This window comes from Thermus antranikianii DSM 12462 (assembly GCF_000423905.1).
Lineage (GTDB): Bacteria > Deinococcota > Deinococci > Deinococcales > Thermaceae > Thermus > Thermus antranikianii.
On record NZ_AUIW01000001.1, the window covers coordinates 204508 to 219783 of the forward strand.

The window sequence follows — 15276 nt, forward strand, 5'->3', positions numbered from 1 at the left end:
GCTTTAGAATAGGCCAGACCCCTTGAGCGTGTCAACCTCAATTTTTCCCACATTTCTAGTGGGCACGGTTGACGGCCCCGACCGGGAACCCTAGGCTAAGGAAGGTATGCTAGGGGCTTTGCCCTCGAGTCCTAGGCCCTGAAGGCCGCCCAGCAGGCGGCCTTCAGGAGAAAGGAGGCCGCCTGTGGAGATGACCCTTTCCCCTCTGCGCCAAGCCCTGCAAGAAGGCGACACCCTCAAGCTTCGCAAGCTCCTGGAGGAAACCCATCCCCAGGACCTCTTGGCCGTGTGGGATGACCTCGAGGGGGAGCACCGCTACGTGGTCCTCACCCTCCTTCCCAAGGACCGGGCCGCGGAGGTCTTCGCCAACCTCCCTGCGGAGGAGCAGGCGGAGTACTTGAAGACCCTTCCCCCCTGGCGGGTGCGGGAGCTCTTGGAGGAGCTCTCCCTGGACGACCTAGCCGACGCCCTCCAGGCGGTGGAGGAGGAAGACCCCGACCTGGCCCGCCGCCTTAAGGAGGCCCTGGACCCCGAGACCCGGGCCGAGGTGGAGGAGCTCACCCAGTACGAGGAGGACGAGGCGGGCGGCCTCATGACCCCCGAGTACGTGGCGGTGCGGGAGGGCATGACCGTGGAGGAGGTCATCCGCTTCCTGCGCCGGGCCGCCCCCGATGCGGAAACCATTTACTACATTTACGTGGTGGACGAGGCGGGCCGCCTCAAGGGGGTCCTGTCCTTAAGAGACCTCATCGTGGCCGACCCGAAGACCAAGGTGGCGGAGATCATGAACCCCAAGGTGGTCTTCGCCCGCACGGACACCGACCAGGAAGAGGTAGCCCGCCTCATGGCCGACTACGACTTCACCGTCTTGCCCGTGGTGGACGAGGACGGGGTGCTGGTGGGCATCGTCACGGTGGACGACGTGCTGGACGTTTTAGAAGAGGAGGCCACCGAGGACATCCACCGCATGGCGGCGGTGGACGTGCCGGACTTGGTGTACAGCCAAGCCTCCCCCATCGCCCTCTGGATGGCCCGGGTGCGCTGGCTGGTGATCCTCATCCTCACGGGCATGGTGACCAGTTCCATCCTCCAGGGGTTTGAAAACCTCCTGGAGGCCGCCACCGCCTTGGCCTTCTATGTCCCCGTACTCCTGGGCACGGGGGGCAATACCGGCAACCAGTCCGCCACCCTCATCATCCGGGCCCTGGCCACCCGGGACCTGGACCTCAGGGACTGGCGCCGGGTCCTGACCAAGGAAGCCCTGGTGGGAAGCCTGCTCGGCCTCACCTTGGCTGCCCTCCTCGTGGGCAAGGTTTTCCTGGACGGGCATGCCGCCTTGGCCCCGGTGGTAGCCTTGGCCCTTTTCCTCCTGGTGCTCTTCGCCAACCTGGTGGGGGCCATGCTCCCCGTGGTGTTGAGGCGGCTTGGCGTGGATCCTGCCCTGGTTTCCAACCCCCTGGTGGCCACCCTTTCCGATATCTCGGGCCTCCTCATCTACCTCTCGGTGGCCCGACTTCTGCTGGAGTTGGGATGAATCGGCTCCGCATGGTGGTGGAGTGGAGCAAAGGAAGCTCCTTCCGCTATGCCTGGAAGGATGGGAACCTCGCCCTGGTGGCCGTGGACCAACCGGCGCCGGTGAACTATGGTCTCATCCCTGGCCTCATCAACCCCGCCGACGGGGAAGAGGTGGATGCGGTTTTCCTGGGTCCTCCCCTTCCCCCAGGAACCCAGGTGGAGGGGGAAGTGGTGGGCATAATGTGGCTGGCGGATGGGGACCACAAGATCCTCCTCGAGGCCCAGGGGCAAGGGCCAAGCCCAAGGGAAGCCCAAGAACTCCTCGCCTGGTTCCACCCAAGCCGCAAGCCCCTTCTCCTCGGCCCACAGGAGGCCAGGGACTGGCTGAAGGCGTTGCTCAGAGGATAAGCATAGCGTCCCCCAAAGAGTAAAACCGGTAGCGCTCCGCCACCGCAAGCCGGTACGCTTCCATGGTCTTTTCGTAGCCCAAAAAGGCGGCCACCAGCATGAGCAGGGTAGAACGAGGCAGGTGGAAGTTGGTGAAAAGAGCGTCTATGACCTGGAAGGCGTAGGGCGGACGGATGAAAAGCCGGGTCTCCCCTATCCCCGGCACCACCCCAATCCCTTTCTGGAAGGCGCTTTCCAGGGCTCGGACCACGGTGGTGCCCACCGCCACCACCCTCCGGCCCTCCTTCTTGGCCCGGTTGATGGCTTCTGCGGTTTCCTCAGGGATTTCGTAGGGCTCAGGGTGCATCTCGTGCTTCTCGGGATCCCCCTTCACCGGGCGGAAGGTGCCGGGGCCCACGTGCAGGGTTAGGAAGCAGAGCTCCACCCCCATGCCCCTCAGGCGGGCCAAAAGCTCCAGGGTAAAGTGGAGCCCGGCAGTGGGGGCGGCCACGGAGCCCGGACGCCTGGCGTACACGGTCTGGTAGCGTTCCGGAGGGATTTTGGCCTTGATATAAGGGGGCAGGGGTACCTCCCCTACTTCCTCCAGGTGGGCCATCAGGTCCCCCTGGAAGCGAAGGAGCCGCACCCCATCCTCCTCCACCCCCACCACCTCCGCCTCGAGGTCCGGAACCACGCGGAGGTCCCGGGGAGACAGAAAGCGGAGCCTGGTGCCGAGCTTGGCCTTGCGGCCGGGCCCCACCAGGGCTTCCCAAAGCCCCGGAGCCCGCTCCCGCACCAAGAGCACCTCCACCCTTCCCCCCGTGGGCCTTTGGGCCAAGAGGCGGGCGGGGATCACCTTGCTCTCGTTAAAAACCAACACATCTCCCGGGCGAAGGTATTCGGGAAGGTCCCTGACCTGGCGGTGCTCGGCACGAAAGGGCCCTTCCCGATGGACCACCAGCATCCGGGCCCTATCCCGGGGCTCTACCCCCTCCTGGGCGATGAGTTCTTCGGGCAGAAAGTAGTCGTAGGCCTCGAGGCTCATCGCTCGGTGTTCCTAGGCTCCATGAAGGCATTCGGGATATCGGGAAGGTGCACGAAGCGGTCCACAGCATCGATGAGCTTCTGGGCGGTGGTCTCCCGAAAGGCGATCACCTCCACCCGGATGCCCCGTTCCATGAGGACCTCGAGGATCTCCACAAAGTCCCCATCCCCGCTTCCCAGGACCACCACGTCCAGGTAAGGCATAAGCCTCACCATGTCCGCGGCGATACCCATGTCCCAGTTCCCCTCGTAGATGGGCTTGCCACCCTCACCCAGCTCCTTCACCGTGAGGTACATGCGCCGTACCCGGTAGCCGATGGTGGAAAGCTTGTAGATGAAAGGCCAGGCGGAGGTATCCCCTTCCTTTTCCACCACGTAGGCCGTAGCCCGCACCAACCGTCTGCCCCCCACGGCGAAGCGCAGGAGACTCTCAAAGTTCACGTTGCGCTCGTAGTAATCCCGGGCAGAATGGTAGAGGTTCTGGGTGTCCACAAAGACGCCCACCCGCTGGTCGGGATACTGGCCAAGCTCCATCGGCTTCTATCTTACCCCGCGTTCCTAAGGCCTGCCGCCACCCCCAGGATGGAGAGGAGAAGGGCTTTTTTCAAGGCTTCATCCCCCCGTCCCCCGGGGCTGCGGTAGCGGCGGAGGAGCTCCACCTGCACGAAGTTGATGGGGTCCACGTAGGGATTGCGCAAGGCGATCTGTCTTTCCAGGGTCCTTTGATTGTGGAGGAGGGGAGCCTGAAAGATACCCTCCAGGAGGGACACGGTCTTCTGATACTCCTGGGCGATGCTGTGGAAGAGGGGGTGTAGTTTTTCCGGCACCAAGCGCAGGTACAGGGCCGCTACCCCAAGGTCCGCCTTGGCCAAGGCCATGGCAGCGCTCTCTAAGGTGGAGGCGAAAAAAGGCCACTCTCGGTACATCCGCCTGAGAAGGTCCAGGGGCAAGGCCTCCAAGGCCGTAAGCCCGTACCAACCGGGCAAAAGCAAGCGCACCTGGGTCCAGGCCATCACCCAGGGGATGGCCCTGAGGTCGCGGATCTCCCGCACCCGGCCGTGGCGGTACACAGGACGGCTGGCGATGGGGAGTTCCCCAATCTCCCGAATGGGGGTGAAGGCCTCGAAAAAGGGGAAGAAGCCCTCCTGGGCCAAGAGGGCCCGGTAGCGGCGCATGCTTTCCTCCCCCGCCTGCCATAGGGCCTCGCGCCACTCAGGTCTAGGCTCCACCCCCTCGCCCAAGGCCGCCTGGGCGAAGTGAAAGAGGAGTTGCTCCAGGTGGCGCACAGCCAGCTCAGGATGGCTGTAGCGGTCCGCCAGAGCCTCCCCTTGCTCCGTGAGGCGGATGCGGTGCCCCACGCTCCTGGGAGGCAGGCTGGCAATGGCCCGGCCCGCAGGCCCCCCGCCCCGGGCGGTGGAGGTGCCCCGGCCGTGAAAGAAGTAGACCGGTAGACCAAACCCCTCCCCCACCTTGGCCAGAGCCTCCTGGGCCTCGTAAAGGGCCAGGTTGGCAGCCAGAAAGCCGGCATCCTTGTTGGAGTCGGAGTAGCCGATCATCACCTCCACTCCGCCCCGGCCCCGGGCATGGACCAGAAAGACGGGGTTTTGCAGGAGACGGGCCAGCACTTCCGGAGCCCGGCGGAGGTCTTCAAGGGTCTCGAATAGGGGCACCACGTCAAAGGGTAGAGCTGCCCCCGGCCGGTAAAGCCCCACCTCCCGCGCCAAGAGAAACACCACCAGGATGTCAGCAGGATGGTGGGTCATGGACACCACATGGGCTCCCTTGTCCTGCCAGGCCCGCAGGGCCCCTAACGCCACCCGCAGGGCCTCTCCCTGGGGCTCATGGCCCACGGGCAGGAGGGGACGGGCGCTCCTCAGCTCCTCGGTGAGGAGGGCCTCCTGAGCCTCGGGGGGCAAGGAAAGGAAATCGGGGTGGACCCCCCCAACCCTGAGGAGTTCCGCCGCTGCCTCCAGGAGTTTCCCGGACTCCTCCCTCAGGTCCAAGGGCGCAAGCTCCAAGCCGAAGGCGAAAAGGCGGGCCTCGAGGGGACGGAGGAAGGAGGCTGCCACCTGTTCCAGGCCCACGGAAACCAGGCCCTCCTCCGCCACCCTCAGGGCTCGCAAAAGCTCCTCCGTGCTCACCTCACCCTTCTCCAGGCGGGTATAAAGCCTGGCGAAGAACCGCCGGTAGGGCTCCCCGGGGAAGCGCTCCGTCCCCTCTCCTCCCTCCCGCACCCCCCTGGGCACGGGAATCCTGGTCTCGGAAAGGGAAAGGTCCCGCACCAGGTTTTCCAGCTCCAGCAAGAACCGCTCCCGGGCCACCTGGCGGGCATACCGCGCAGCAAAGGCGGTTACCTCAGGGGTGACGAAAGGGTTGCCATCCCGGTCCCCCCCGATCCAGCTCCTGAAGCGTACCGGGCTCTTCAGACGGGGACGTTTGCCATACACCTTCTCCAAGGCGGCCTCGAGGCCCTCCACCACCTGGGGCACCGCCCGCCAGAGGGTGGTGGGCAGGTAGTAAAGCCCTCCCTTGATCTCGTCCTCCACCGTGGGCCTGGCCTTGCGCACCTCCTCGGTGGCGTAGAGCAGGGCCACCCTGGCCGCCAAGCGGGAACGGTCTTGGGCCTCCAGCTCTTCTTGTAGTTTTTCCAGATGGTGCCTTAGGGTCCGCCTGCGGGTTTCGGTGGGATGGGCAGTAAAGGTGAGCCATAGCTCCAGGCGGTTCAGATGGGCTTCCACTTCCTCCAGGGAGAGCCCCCTTTCCTTCAAAGCCTTGGCCAGGGCCAAGAAGCCCTCGGGCCTCGGGTTTTCCAGGGTTTCCGCCTGGGCCCTAAGGCGGTTCACCCGCACCCGGTGCCTTTCCTCCGCCAGGTTCACCAGGTGGAAGTAATGGGTAAAGGCCCGCACCAAGGCCTCGGCCTCCTCGAGGGAAAGCCCCTCCATCCGCTTCAAAAGGGCGGTCCTCGCTCCTTCGTCCCCCTGTCGTCGGGCCTTGGATAGGAGGCGCACCTCCTCCACCAAGGCGAAAAACCGCTCCCCCGAAACCGCCCGGATGGCTTCCCCCAGAAGGCGGCCTAAAAGGTCCACCTCTGCCCGCAAAAGGTCAAAGGTATCCTCCCTCGCAGGCTTCACGGCTCCTCCCACACGTAAGGGCCTATGGAAACCCCTTTGCCACCCTCCAAAACCAGCTCGGTGGCGTGGAAACGAGCCCTCCCCTGGGCAGCCCGAAAAGGCTGTGGCCTACCGGTGAGGAAGCGGGCGAGAAAAGTCTCCACCTCCCCACCGATGATGGACTCGTAGGTACCGGTCATGCCCACATCGGTCTGGTACAGGGTGCCCTTCGGCAAGCGCATGGCATCCAGGGTGGGCACATGGGTGTGGGTGCCCAGCACGGCCGTGACCCGCCCATCCAGGTAGTGAGCCAGGGCCATCTTCTCGCTGGTGGCCTCGGCATGCACCTCCACCAGAATGTAATCCGCCTTCTCCTGGGCTAAAAGGGCATCCAGGGCGCGGAAGGGATCGTCCAGGGGATCCATGAAGATCCGGCCCATCACCTGCACGAAGAGAAGGCTCTCCCCACCTGCGCTAAGCCGCCACCACCCCCGCCCTGGGGTGCCAGGAGGATAGTTAAGGGCCCGAACCACCGGTTCCTTTTCCAAAAGCTCGTAGACCTCCTTGTGATCCCAAGCGTGGTTTCCGAGGGAAACCAGGTCCACCCCCGCCTCGCGCAGAATGCGGTAGGAACGCCGGTCCAGTCCCTTACCCTTGGCGGCGTTCTCCCCGTTGGCTATAACCAGGTCGTACTGGTCCCGGATGTCCGGTAGATGTAGGCTCACCGCCCTTAGGCCGGGCTCGGCCATCACGTCGCCGATGAAGAGAACCCGCATGGGGGCATTATACGCACCCATGCGGGTCCTTTCAGGTTCAGCCTACCTTGATGTACGCGTACCCCTTGGCCTGAAGTTCTCCTAAAGCCCCCACCCCGGAAGGCACCCACTTAAGGAACTCATCCGGACGAAGTTTGTCCTTGGGGATGTTGTTGCGGCTAAAGGTGATCTCGCAGAGATAGTACTCCACTCCCATCTGGGCCAGCTGCTTCACCCGACTGAACAAGGCCTCTCGATCGTACTGGGCCGAAGCCCACGGCGTACCCTCTAGATCCTTGAGGAAAAACTGCACCCCGGCTCCATGGGCCACCACCACGATCTTGATCTTGAAGGGATCGTTATCGTAAACGGACAAGTGGTTGCTGATGTTGGTCAGCATCTGTCCAAAGCGGTTGGGATCCCCGAAGTCCAGGTGGTAAACCACCGCCACCGGGGTTTCCTTCTTGAAGTCCTTGTAGGCCACTCGCTCGTTGGCGCGCGCCCCCAGCAGGGAACCCGCTCCCAAAAGAGCCCCTAGCCTCAGCAAAAACCTACGGTTCATGCTCCCCCCTTCCGATTGGGCGGAAGCGTACACCCCCCACACCTCCTGTGTCAAGGGTAGGAAACACCTTAAGGATAAGCCCAGCCCCTAGAACAAGGGCTGGGCCCTTATTCCGGATTGCCGCATGTCTTTCCCAAACCCTCCTATGCGGTACGCTTCTGCAAAAGGTAAACCACCCCGTAGCCAATGGCCGCTAGGATCAGCAAGGGGATGGCAAGCTTCAAAAGTTCCCAGATAAGGCCGGAAAGGGCCAGAAGCACCCGGCCTAAGAAGGTGAAGACCCATCCCCCCACCCAGAGGGCCAAAAGCACCCCCACCACCACCAAGAGGCCCAAAACCACCCATTCCAGAATGTCGCGCAAGCTCCGTTCCATGCCTTAAGCATACACTGGAAAGGTGGAACGGTACCGAGTGGAGGAAGGCATTGTGGTGGGCCGGAAAGCCCTGCTTCAAGGGGACCTCCTTCTACGGTTCCTCACTCCCAAAGGAAGCCTCGAGGCCGTAGCCCGCAAGGGGATGCGCCCCTCGGGACGCTCGGGCAGGCTCTCCCTGTTCCACCACGTGCGCTTCCAGCTTTACACCAAGGAGGAGAGCCTTCCCACTCTCACCCAGGTGGAGCTTCTTGGGAGGCTACACGGCCTGGAGGAACCCAGGCGCTTCCTGCTGGCCTCTTTTCTGGCGGAGCTCTCCTACCGCCTGGCTTCCCCGGAAGCCGCCCCCAGGATCTACCCGGTTTTCATCTCCGGCCTAAGGGGCATCGCCAAGCATCCTAGGCCCCTTCTGCCCCTGGTATGGGCGGGATGGCGAGTGGTGAAGGCGGGGGGCCTGAGCCCAAACCTCCTGGGGCCTGGCCTATACCTGAAAGCAGGCCGCCTCGTTCACGGATCCGGCCCGTACGGGGAGGAGGGCATCTACTTGGGGGAAAAGGGCGTGGAGGCCCTCAGGGCCATCCTCCATCTTCCGGGTAGCGAGGCCCTTCCCTACCTGGAAGAAGCTCCCCTGGAAAGGTTATTCCTCGCCTTGAAACACCATGCGGAAGAGGCCCTAGGCCCCCTCAAGGCCACACCTGCGCTTACCGCCGAACTATAGGGGCTTGATCTCCAGGATGGTGTAAACCTGGGCTCCCTTCTTGCCCCTTATCTCCACCACGTCCCCCACCTTCTTACCCAAAAGCGCTTGGCCAAGGGGGGACTCGTCCGAGATTTTGCCGCTGAAGATATCCGCCTCGTGGCTACCCACGATGGCCAACGAAAGCCTTTCCCCGGATTCGGTTTCCAGCTCCACCTGGCAGCCCAAGGCCACCTGGTCGTAGGAGCCATTTCCCTCCACCACCACCGCCCGGGCCAAGAGGTCTTCCAGCTGGGCGATGCGGGCCTCGTTCTGCCACATGGCCCGGCGCGCCTCGTCGTAACCAGCGTTCTCCCTCAAATCCCCTTCCTCCAAAGCCTGTTCAAAGTCGGCGGAAATCTCCTGCCGCTTGGTGGTCTTCAGGTGATGCAGCTCCTCCTGAAGGCGCCTAAAGCCTTCTGGGGTGAGGTAAACCGGCTTCTTCATCCCTTCCCTCCGTGTAAAAAGGGCACCAGCCCATGGCCATGGGCTGGAGGTACCGCTATTCAGTATAGCAGGCGGGAAGGAAGCGCTCCACCAGGGGAAGGAGCTCCTTGGGAGCCGGCCCCACGGGCAAAAGCCCTACCCCGCTTCCCGCCAGGAGCAACACCCCCTTCACTCCCTCCCCTCCCCAGCGGCGAAGGGCCTGGTGGGGGGGAAGAGGAGAGGACGCGGCCAGGGGAAGCTCCCAGGGGTAAAGCCGGACCCGCTCCACCCGAAGGCCCAGCTCCCGGGCTGCTTGGACCACCTTTTCCCGGGTGATGCCCTCGAGGCCCCCCTCCAGGAGGAAGAGCGCTCCCTCCCGGTAAAGAAGGGGGCTGGTGCGGCTTCCATCCACCACGTACCCCTCGCTGTCCTGCAAAAGCCCTTCGAAGGCTCCCTGCCCTTCCGCCTCCTTCTGGGCCAGGCGGTAGGGCAGGTAGTTTCCGGTCTTGAAGCGGCAAAGGTCCGGATGCACCCGGTAAGGGGTGAGGAGAACCCGAACCCCCTCCTCGTAAGCGGCCAAAGGCGGTGGGGAGTAGGGACGGGCCTCGGAAAGCCACACCCCCTCCCCCACGGTGAAGCGGAGGCGGAAACAGGGAAGATGGGCGAACTCCTTGGCCAGGGCCTCGAGGTCCTTTAAAAACACTTCATTCCCTGGGTAGGGAAGCCCCAAGGCCAAAGCATGCCGGCGCAGGCGAAAAAGATGCTCTTCCAGCCAAAGGGGTCGGCCCCTTTCCACCCGCAAGGTGGTGAAGACGCTCATCCCGTGGTACAAAAAGCCCTCGGGCAAGGGTTCGCGGAAGGGCTCCCCCTTCAGGAGCACCTGCCTCATGCTTCCTCCAAGAACCGGGCCAGAAGCTCCATCCCCCATGGGGAAAGGATACTCTCCGGATGGAACTGCACGCCGTAGGCCCGCCTGCCATCCCAGATGGCCATGGGCACCCCATCCCCCGTCCAGGCCAGGAGGCGCACCCCTCTGGGAAGGTTCCGTATGGCCAAGGAGTGGTAGCGGGCAAAGGGAAGGGGGTTGGGCAGGCCCCGAAAGAGGCCTTCTCCCCGGTGGTGGATGGCATGGGCCTCCCCGTGCACGGGGGCTTCCCGGTAGAGTTCAGCCCCCAGGGCCACCCCCAGGGCCTGGTGGCCCAGGCAAACCCCGAGGAAGGGAACGCCCTCCTCCAGGGCCCTTCGGGTCCACTCCAAGACCCTTCCCGCCGTAAAGGGGTCCTTGGGCCCTGGCCCCACCACCAGGTGGCTGAATCCCCGGAGGTTCGGAGGCTCCTCCTGGTCCACCACGACCACCTCCGCCCCCAGGGCCCGGAGGTAGTCCACCAGGTTGTAACTAAAGGAGTCGCGGTTTTCCAGGAAAAGCACCCGGGCCCCTACCCTCCTTGGAGGAGGTGGCGGGACCCAGGAAGCCATGGGCTTGGGAGGCAGGGGCTTGACCCCAGGCCGGCCCCGGTTCAGGGCCAGAAGGAGGCTTTCCGCCTTGTAGAGGGTTTCCTGGTACTCCGCTTCCGCTTCCGAGGCGATGACGATGCCTGCCCCCGCAGAGAAATACACCTCCTCCCCCACCCCCTGGAAGGAGCGGATGAGGATGTTGAAATCCACCCCTCGGCCCGACACGTACCCCAGGCTTCCCGTGTAAGCCCCCCTTGGCACAGGCTCCAGCTCCCGAATGGCCTCCATCACCGTTCCCTTGGGGGCCCCGGTGACGGTGCCTCCCGGGAATAGGCTGGCGAAGACCTGGCCCAGGGAGGCCCGGGTGTAGCCTTCCACCTGGGAAACCAAGTGCATCACGTGGGCGTAACGCTCCACGGTGAAAAGCTCCTGCACCCTCACCGTGCCCGGCAGGGCCACCCTGGCCAGGTCGTTGCGGAGAAGATCCACCAGCATGGCGTGCTCGGCCCGCTCCTTGGGGGAGGCAAGGAGGTCCTTTTCCAAAGCCAGGTCCTCCGCCTCCGTCTTCCCCCGGGGCCGGGTTCCCGCAATGGGCCGGGCCAGGACCCGGCTACCCACCTTCTTAAAAAGCCTCTCCGGGCTACCCGAGACCACCGCCCAACCCTCCCCCTCCACAAGCCCCATAAAGGGGGAAGGGTTCAAGGAGCGGAGACGGGCGTAGAGGAGGAGGGGATCCACACTCCCGAGGAGCCGGAAACGATGGGAGAGGTTCACCTGGTAGACCACCCCGGCCCGGATCCTCTCCTGGACTGAAAAAACCCCCTCTAGGAAAGCCTCCCTAGGGAAGTCGGACGCCAAAGGGTGGTGGGGCAAGGGAGGGGGGTTGTAGGGAAGGGGCCTCAAGGGGAAGGAAGGGGTTTCCAGAAGCCGCCCCTCGAGGAGGGCGAATCCCTCGGGGTAGTAGAAAAAAGCGGCCTCGGGAAGGCCAGGAAGGGGCTTGTGGGTGGAGAGGCCCAGGTGCCGGGCAAACTCGTAGGCGAAAAACCCTATCCAGGCAGGAAAATACCCCCTCCCCAGGCCTTTCTCCAGGTAGGCGAAGATGTCCAGGGCCTCTCCCACCCGCCTCCCATCCAGGTAAAGCCAGCCCTCCCACACCTCGAGGCGGTGCGCTGGCCTTAAGCCCAAAAGGGAAAGCCGGGAAAAGGGCGCCCTTATCCCCAAGGACTCCAGCAGGGCTGGCCGTAGGCCCAGGCTCCTGGCGGCGTGGTAAAGGCCCAGCACGGGGCCAAGTATACCGGGCTTGGGGGGATGGCCAGATTCCGCTTCCCCAGGGAGGCCTACCTCAAGGCCGGGAGCAGGCTCCCCTTTAATCCACGTTGAAATACCGCGCCTCCGGGTGGTGGACCACGATGGCGCTGGTGGCGTGCTCGGGATCCAGCTGGAAGTTCTCCGTGAGGCGCACCCCAACCCTGCTGAAGTCCATGAGCCGGTCCAGCTTAGCCTGGTCCGCTAAGTCCGGGCAGGCGGGATAACCAAAGGAGTAGCGGGCTCCCTGGTAGCCCTGCTGGAAGAGCTTGCGGATCTCCGTGGCGTCCTTCCCGGCGATGCCCCACATCTGGCGCATCCTTTTGTGCCAGTACTCCGCCAAGGCCTCGGTCATCTCCACGCTGAAACCATGCACAAAAAGGTAATCCTGGTAGGCCCCAGCCTCAAAAAGCGCCTTGGCCTTCCTGGAAGGCTCCTCCCCCATGGTTACGAGCTGCACCCCCAGGACATCCCTGGCCCCAGCTTCATAAGCGGGAAGCCACTTTTCTTCATCCGCCAAAGGAGGAGCGAAGCGGGTACGGAAGTAGTCCACCAGGCTGAGGCCCCCGCCCTTCTGCCGGGGGAAGGCAAAGCGTTCCAAAACCTCCCCGGTCTCGGGGGAGAACACCAAAAGCTCCTCCCCTTCCCGGGCCACGGGAAAGAAGCCGTAGAGGACCTTGGGCCTGAGCCACCCCTCTTCCATGGCCTCCCTAAGAAGCCTCCGGAAAACCGGCTCCGCTTCCCGCTCCACCAAAGCCTGCCACTCTTCCCGGGTGAGGCCCCTGCGGCTATACCCCCACTGGCCGCGGAAAAGGGCCAGCTTGTTCACATAGTGGGCGATGGTGGCCAGATCCAGGTTCTCCTCCACCCGCACCCCGAAGAAGGGGGGGCGGGGAACGGAAGGAGCCTCCCCCACAGGCTTAGCCTTGGGTACCGCCTTGGGAGCCTCCACCCTGGGCTTTTGGGCCTCCTTCCTTACCAAGGTGGCCTCCCCGCTGGTGAGGGCTTCCATGAGCCTAAGGCCTTCGAAGGCATCCTCCGCGTAGTAGACGTTGGGGTAGATGGCCTTAAGCTCCTCCACATAGGAGCGGGTGAGGGCCGCCCCCCCCAGGATCACCGGCAGGGTATACCCCCTATCCCGCATGTACTCCAGGTTCTCCTTCATGACCACGGTGCTCTTAACCAGGAGGCCGGACATACCCACCGCATGGGGCTTGTGCTCCTCCACCGCCTTCAGGATCTCCTCGATGGGCACCTTGATGCCCAAGTTGATCACCTGGTAGCCGTTGTTGGTGAGGATGATATCCACCAGATTCTTGCCGATATCGTGCACATCCCCCTTCACCGTGGCCAAGACCATCTTGCCCCGGCCCTCGCCCCGCCGCTCCATGTAGGGCTCGAGGTAGGCCACCGCCCGCTTCATCACCTCAGCAGCCTGGAGGACAAAGGGAAGCTGCATCTTCCCTGCCCCGAAAAGCTCCCCCACCTCCTTCATGCCCGAAAGAAGAGGGCCGTTGATGAGGTCCAGGGGTTTATGGCCTTCCCGCAAGGCCTCGTCCAGATCCGCCTCGAGGCCCCCTTTCCTTCCCTCCACCACCCGGCGCTTCAGCCTCTCCAGAACGGGCAGGGCCTGGAAGGCATCCTCCTTGAGGGCCGGGTCCTCCCGGTGGGTTTCAAAGTAGCCCATGAAGGCCAAGAGGGGGTCAAATCCCTCCCGCCTCCGGTCATAGATCAGGTCCAGGGCCAGGGCATAGGCCTCCTCGGGAATCTGGCTTATGGGAAGGATCTTGCCCGCATCCACAATGGCGGCGGTGAGACCCTTCTTACGGGCTTCGTCCAGGAAGACCGAGTTGAGAACCCGCCTGGCCCGGGGCTTCAGGCCGAAGGACACGTTGGACACCCCCAGGATGAACCCCACCCCGGGAAGCCTCTCCCTTAGCTCCTCCATGGCCAAAAGGGTTTCCCTGGCCAAAGGGCGGCTTTCCTCGTCCCCTTGCGTGATGGGGAAGGTGAGGAGGTCAAAGAGGAGGTCCTCCGGGCGGAAACCGTGGTGCTCGGTGAGGCGCTCGTACATGCGCAAGGCCACCCGCACCTTCTCCTCTTGGGTTTTGGCCATGCCCTTTTCGTCGATGGTGAGGACCACCAAGGCCGCCCCGTGGGCCTTGGCCAGGGAGGCCACCCGGTCAAACTTCTCCAGGCCGTCCTCGAGGTTAGCGGAGTTCAAAAGGACCCGGCCTGGAAGGTGTTTAAGGGCAAACTCCATGGCCAAAGGGGAGGTGGAGTCCACCATGAAGGGCACGGTGACCGCGGTGGCCAAGTGAGGAAGGAGCCAGGCGAGATCCTGAAGCTCATCCCTTCCCGTCCAGGCCACGGAGAGGTCCAAGGCGTGGGCCCCCTCCTCCACTTGTTCCCGGGCCAGGGCCAGGATGCCCTCGAGGTCCCGGGCAAAGAGCATCTCCCGAAACCGTTTGCTCCCCGTGGCGTTCAAGCGCTCCCCCACCAGGAAAACGCTTGCTTCCTGGCGGAGAGGAACCGCCTGATAGAGGGAGGCCACCTGGGGGGGGAAGGTTTCCTTTCGCTTGGGAGCAGGTTTTCCCTTCACCACTTCCGCCACCTTGCGGATGTGCTCCGGCCCCGTGCCGCAACACCCCCCCACGGCGTTCACCCCGTACTCGGTCACGAACTTGAGGTGCCACTTGGCCAGCTCCTCCGGGGTGAGGTCGTAGACCACCTTCCCCCCCTCGTTCCGGGGCAGGCCGGCGTTGGGCAGGCAGCTCACGAAGCGGGTGGCGTTCTCGGCGAAGTAGCGGATCTTGGCGTCCATAAGGTCGGGGCCCGTGGCGCAGTTCATGCCCACCACATCGATGGGCAGGCTCTCCAAGACCGCCAGGGCCGCCTGCTCGTCCGTACCCACCAGCATGGTGCCCGTGGCCTCCATGGTCACCTGTACCTGCAAGGGTACTTCCCTGCCCACCTCGGCCATGGCCTCCCGGGCCGCCAGGACCGCACAGCGCACCTGCAGGATGTCCTGGGCGGTTTCCAGAAGGATCAGGTCCACCCCGCCCCTAAGAAGCCCCCGCACCGCCTCCTTATAGGCGGCAAAGAGCGCATCCCAGGAGATCTGGCCCAGGGAGATGAGCTTGGTGCCCGGTCCCAAGGCCCCCGCCACAAAGGCCCCGTAGGGCTCGGCTACCTCCTTGGCGATCCTGGCTCCCAGATAGGCTAGCTCCTCCGCCTTCTCGCCCAAACCATACTCGGCCAGCACATGGCGCAGGGCACCGAAGGTATTGGTCTCGATCACCTCCGCCCCGGCCTCGAGGTAAGCCCGGTGAATCTCCTGGACGACCTCGGGTCGGGTTAGGTTCAGCACCTCAGGGCAGCCGTAGTAGGCCTCTCCCCCGTAGTCCTCCGGGGTGAGGTGGCGCTTTTGCAGCTCGGTACCCATGGCCCCGTCAAAGACGAGGGGTCTCTGCAAGAGGGCCTTAAGGTAAGGGAACTTCTCTGCCCGGGCCTCCTTGTTGTAACCCAACCGCACCAAGGGGGCATCCCCAAACCCCGCCCCTCCAAGGTGGTGGCGGCAACCAGGGCTACAGGTGTGGACCTCCACCAT

General features: G+C 64.1%; 13 protein-coding genes. 3 read left to right on the top strand and 10 right to left on the bottom strand.

Translation table 11 applies throughout. The features are described from left to right. The first annotated feature begins 190 nt into the window (after window positions 1–190). A complete protein-coding gene (gene mgtE, locus G584_RS0101000) occupies window positions 191–1534 on the top strand; it encodes a magnesium transporter (protein WP_418954025.1) in 1344 nt (447 codons plus the stop codon). Next, window positions 1531–1923: an inorganic diphosphatase gene (locus tag G584_RS0101005; RefSeq protein ID WP_019550145.1), complete on the top strand. Its 393-nt coding sequence runs from the start codon at window positions 1531–1533 to the stop codon at window positions 1921–1923. The genes mgtE and G584_RS0101005 overlap by 4 nt, the downstream gene beginning before the upstream one ends. Here the strand turns inward: G584_RS0101005 and queA are convergent. The 6 genes from queA to G584_RS0101035 form a co-directional block, all read right to left on the bottom strand. Further along, complete coding sequence (gene queA, locus G584_RS0101010) at window positions 1913–2947, bottom strand: tRNA preQ1(34) S-adenosylmethionine ribosyltransferase-isomerase QueA (RefSeq protein ID WP_019550144.1); 1035 nt, start codon at window positions 2945–2947, stop codon at window positions 1913–1915. The genes G584_RS0101005 and queA overlap by 11 nt on opposite strands. Then, window positions 2944–3480 (bottom strand): LabA-like NYN domain-containing protein, encoded by a 537-nt coding sequence (locus tag G584_RS0101015; RefSeq protein WP_019550143.1) that lies wholly within the window; start codon window positions 3478–3480, stop codon window positions 2944–2946. The genes queA and G584_RS0101015 overlap by 4 nt, the downstream gene beginning before the upstream one ends. An 11-nt stretch (window positions 3481–3491) precedes the next feature. Beyond that, window positions 3492–6077, bottom strand: coding sequence for a phosphoenolpyruvate carboxylase (locus G584_RS0101020; protein WP_028492941.1), 2586 nt, complete (start codon window positions 6075–6077; stop codon window positions 3492–3494). After that, on the bottom strand, window positions 6074–6832 hold the full coding sequence (locus tag G584_RS0101025) for a TIGR00282 family metallophosphoesterase (RefSeq protein WP_028492942.1): 759 nt from the start codon (window positions 6830–6832) through the stop codon (window positions 6074–6076). Before G584_RS0101025 ends, G584_RS0101020 begins: the two co-directional genes overlap by 4 nt. A 37-nt stretch (window positions 6833–6869) precedes the next feature. Then, window positions 6870–7373, bottom strand: a complete 504-nt coding sequence (locus G584_RS0101030) for a DsrE family protein (RefSeq protein WP_028492943.1) — start codon at window positions 7371–7373, stop codon at window positions 6870–6872. Between the two features lie 143 nt (window positions 7374–7516). Further along, the gene (locus G584_RS0101035; protein WP_028492944.1) at window positions 7517–7747 is read right to left on the bottom strand and encodes a hypothetical protein; all 231 of its coding nucleotides are present in this window, start codon (window positions 7745–7747) and stop codon (window positions 7517–7519) included. 22 nt (window positions 7748–7769) lie between these two features. Here G584_RS0101035 and recO point away from each other — a divergent pair, with 22 nt between their 5' ends. Next, window positions 7770–8462, top strand: coding sequence for a DNA repair protein RecO (gene recO / locus G584_RS0101040; RefSeq protein ID WP_028492945.1), 693 nt, complete (start codon window positions 7770–7772; stop codon window positions 8460–8462). Here recO and greA read toward each other — a convergent pair. The 4 genes from greA to metH form a co-directional block, all read right to left on the bottom strand. Continuing rightward, window positions 8457–8927, bottom strand: coding sequence for a transcription elongation factor GreA (gene greA / locus G584_RS0101045; protein WP_015717289.1), 471 nt, complete (start codon window positions 8925–8927; stop codon window positions 8457–8459). The two genes, recO and greA, sit on opposite strands and share 6 nt — an antisense overlap. 55 nt (window positions 8928–8982) lie before the next feature. Beyond that, a complete protein-coding gene (locus tag G584_RS0101050; RefSeq protein ID WP_028492946.1) occupies window positions 8983–9795 on the bottom strand; it encodes an aminotransferase class IV in 813 nt (270 codons plus the stop codon). Then, complete coding sequence (locus G584_RS0101055; RefSeq protein ID WP_028492947.1) at window positions 9792–11642, bottom strand: chorismate-binding protein; 1851 nt, start codon at window positions 11640–11642, stop codon at window positions 9792–9794. The genes G584_RS0101050 and G584_RS0101055 overlap by 4 nt, the downstream gene beginning before the upstream one ends. 85 nt (window positions 11643–11727) lie before the next feature. Further along, window positions 11728–15276, bottom strand: coding sequence for a methionine synthase (metH, locus tag G584_RS0101060; RefSeq protein WP_028492948.1), 3549 nt, complete (start codon window positions 15274–15276; stop codon window positions 11728–11730).

Bases quoted from the DNA above. Each gene is read 5' to 3' on its own strand.
- G584_RS0101015 (WP_019550143.1), bottom strand. From the start codon at position 3,480: ATGGAGCTTGGCCAGTATCCCGACCAGCGGGTGGGCGTCTTTGTGGAC.
- G584_RS0101050 (WP_028492946.1), bottom strand. From the start codon at position 9,795: ATGAGGCAGGTGCTCCTGAAGGGGGAGCCCTTCCGCGAACCCTTGCCC.
- greA (WP_015717289.1), bottom strand. From the start codon at position 8,927: ATGAAGAAGCCGGTTTACCTCACCCCAGAAGGCTTTAGGCGCCTTCAG.
- mgtE (WP_418954025.1), top strand. From the start codon at position 191: ATGACCCTTTCCCCTCTGCGCCAAGCCCTGCAAGAAGGCGACACCCTC.
- G584_RS0101025 (WP_028492942.1), bottom strand. From the start codon at position 6,832: ATGCGGGTTCTCTTCATCGGCGACGTGATGGCCGAGCCCGGCCTAAGG.
- G584_RS0101035 (WP_028492944.1), bottom strand. From the start codon at position 7,747: ATGGAACGGAGCTTGCGCGACATTCTGGAATGGGTGGTTTTGGGCCTC.
- metH (WP_028492948.1), bottom strand. From the start codon at position 15,276: ATGGTGGAGGTCCACACCTGTAGCCCTGGTTGCCGCCACCACCTTGGA.
- G584_RS0101005 (WP_019550145.1), top strand. From the start codon at position 1,531: ATGAATCGGCTCCGCATGGTGGTGGAGTGGAGCAAAGGAAGCTCCTTC.
- queA (WP_019550144.1), bottom strand. From the start codon at position 2,947: ATGAGCCTCGAGGCCTACGACTACTTTCTGCCCGAAGAACTCATCGCC.
- G584_RS0101030 (WP_028492943.1), bottom strand. From the start codon at position 7,373: ATGAACCGTAGGTTTTTGCTGAGGCTAGGGGCTCTTTTGGGAGCGGGT.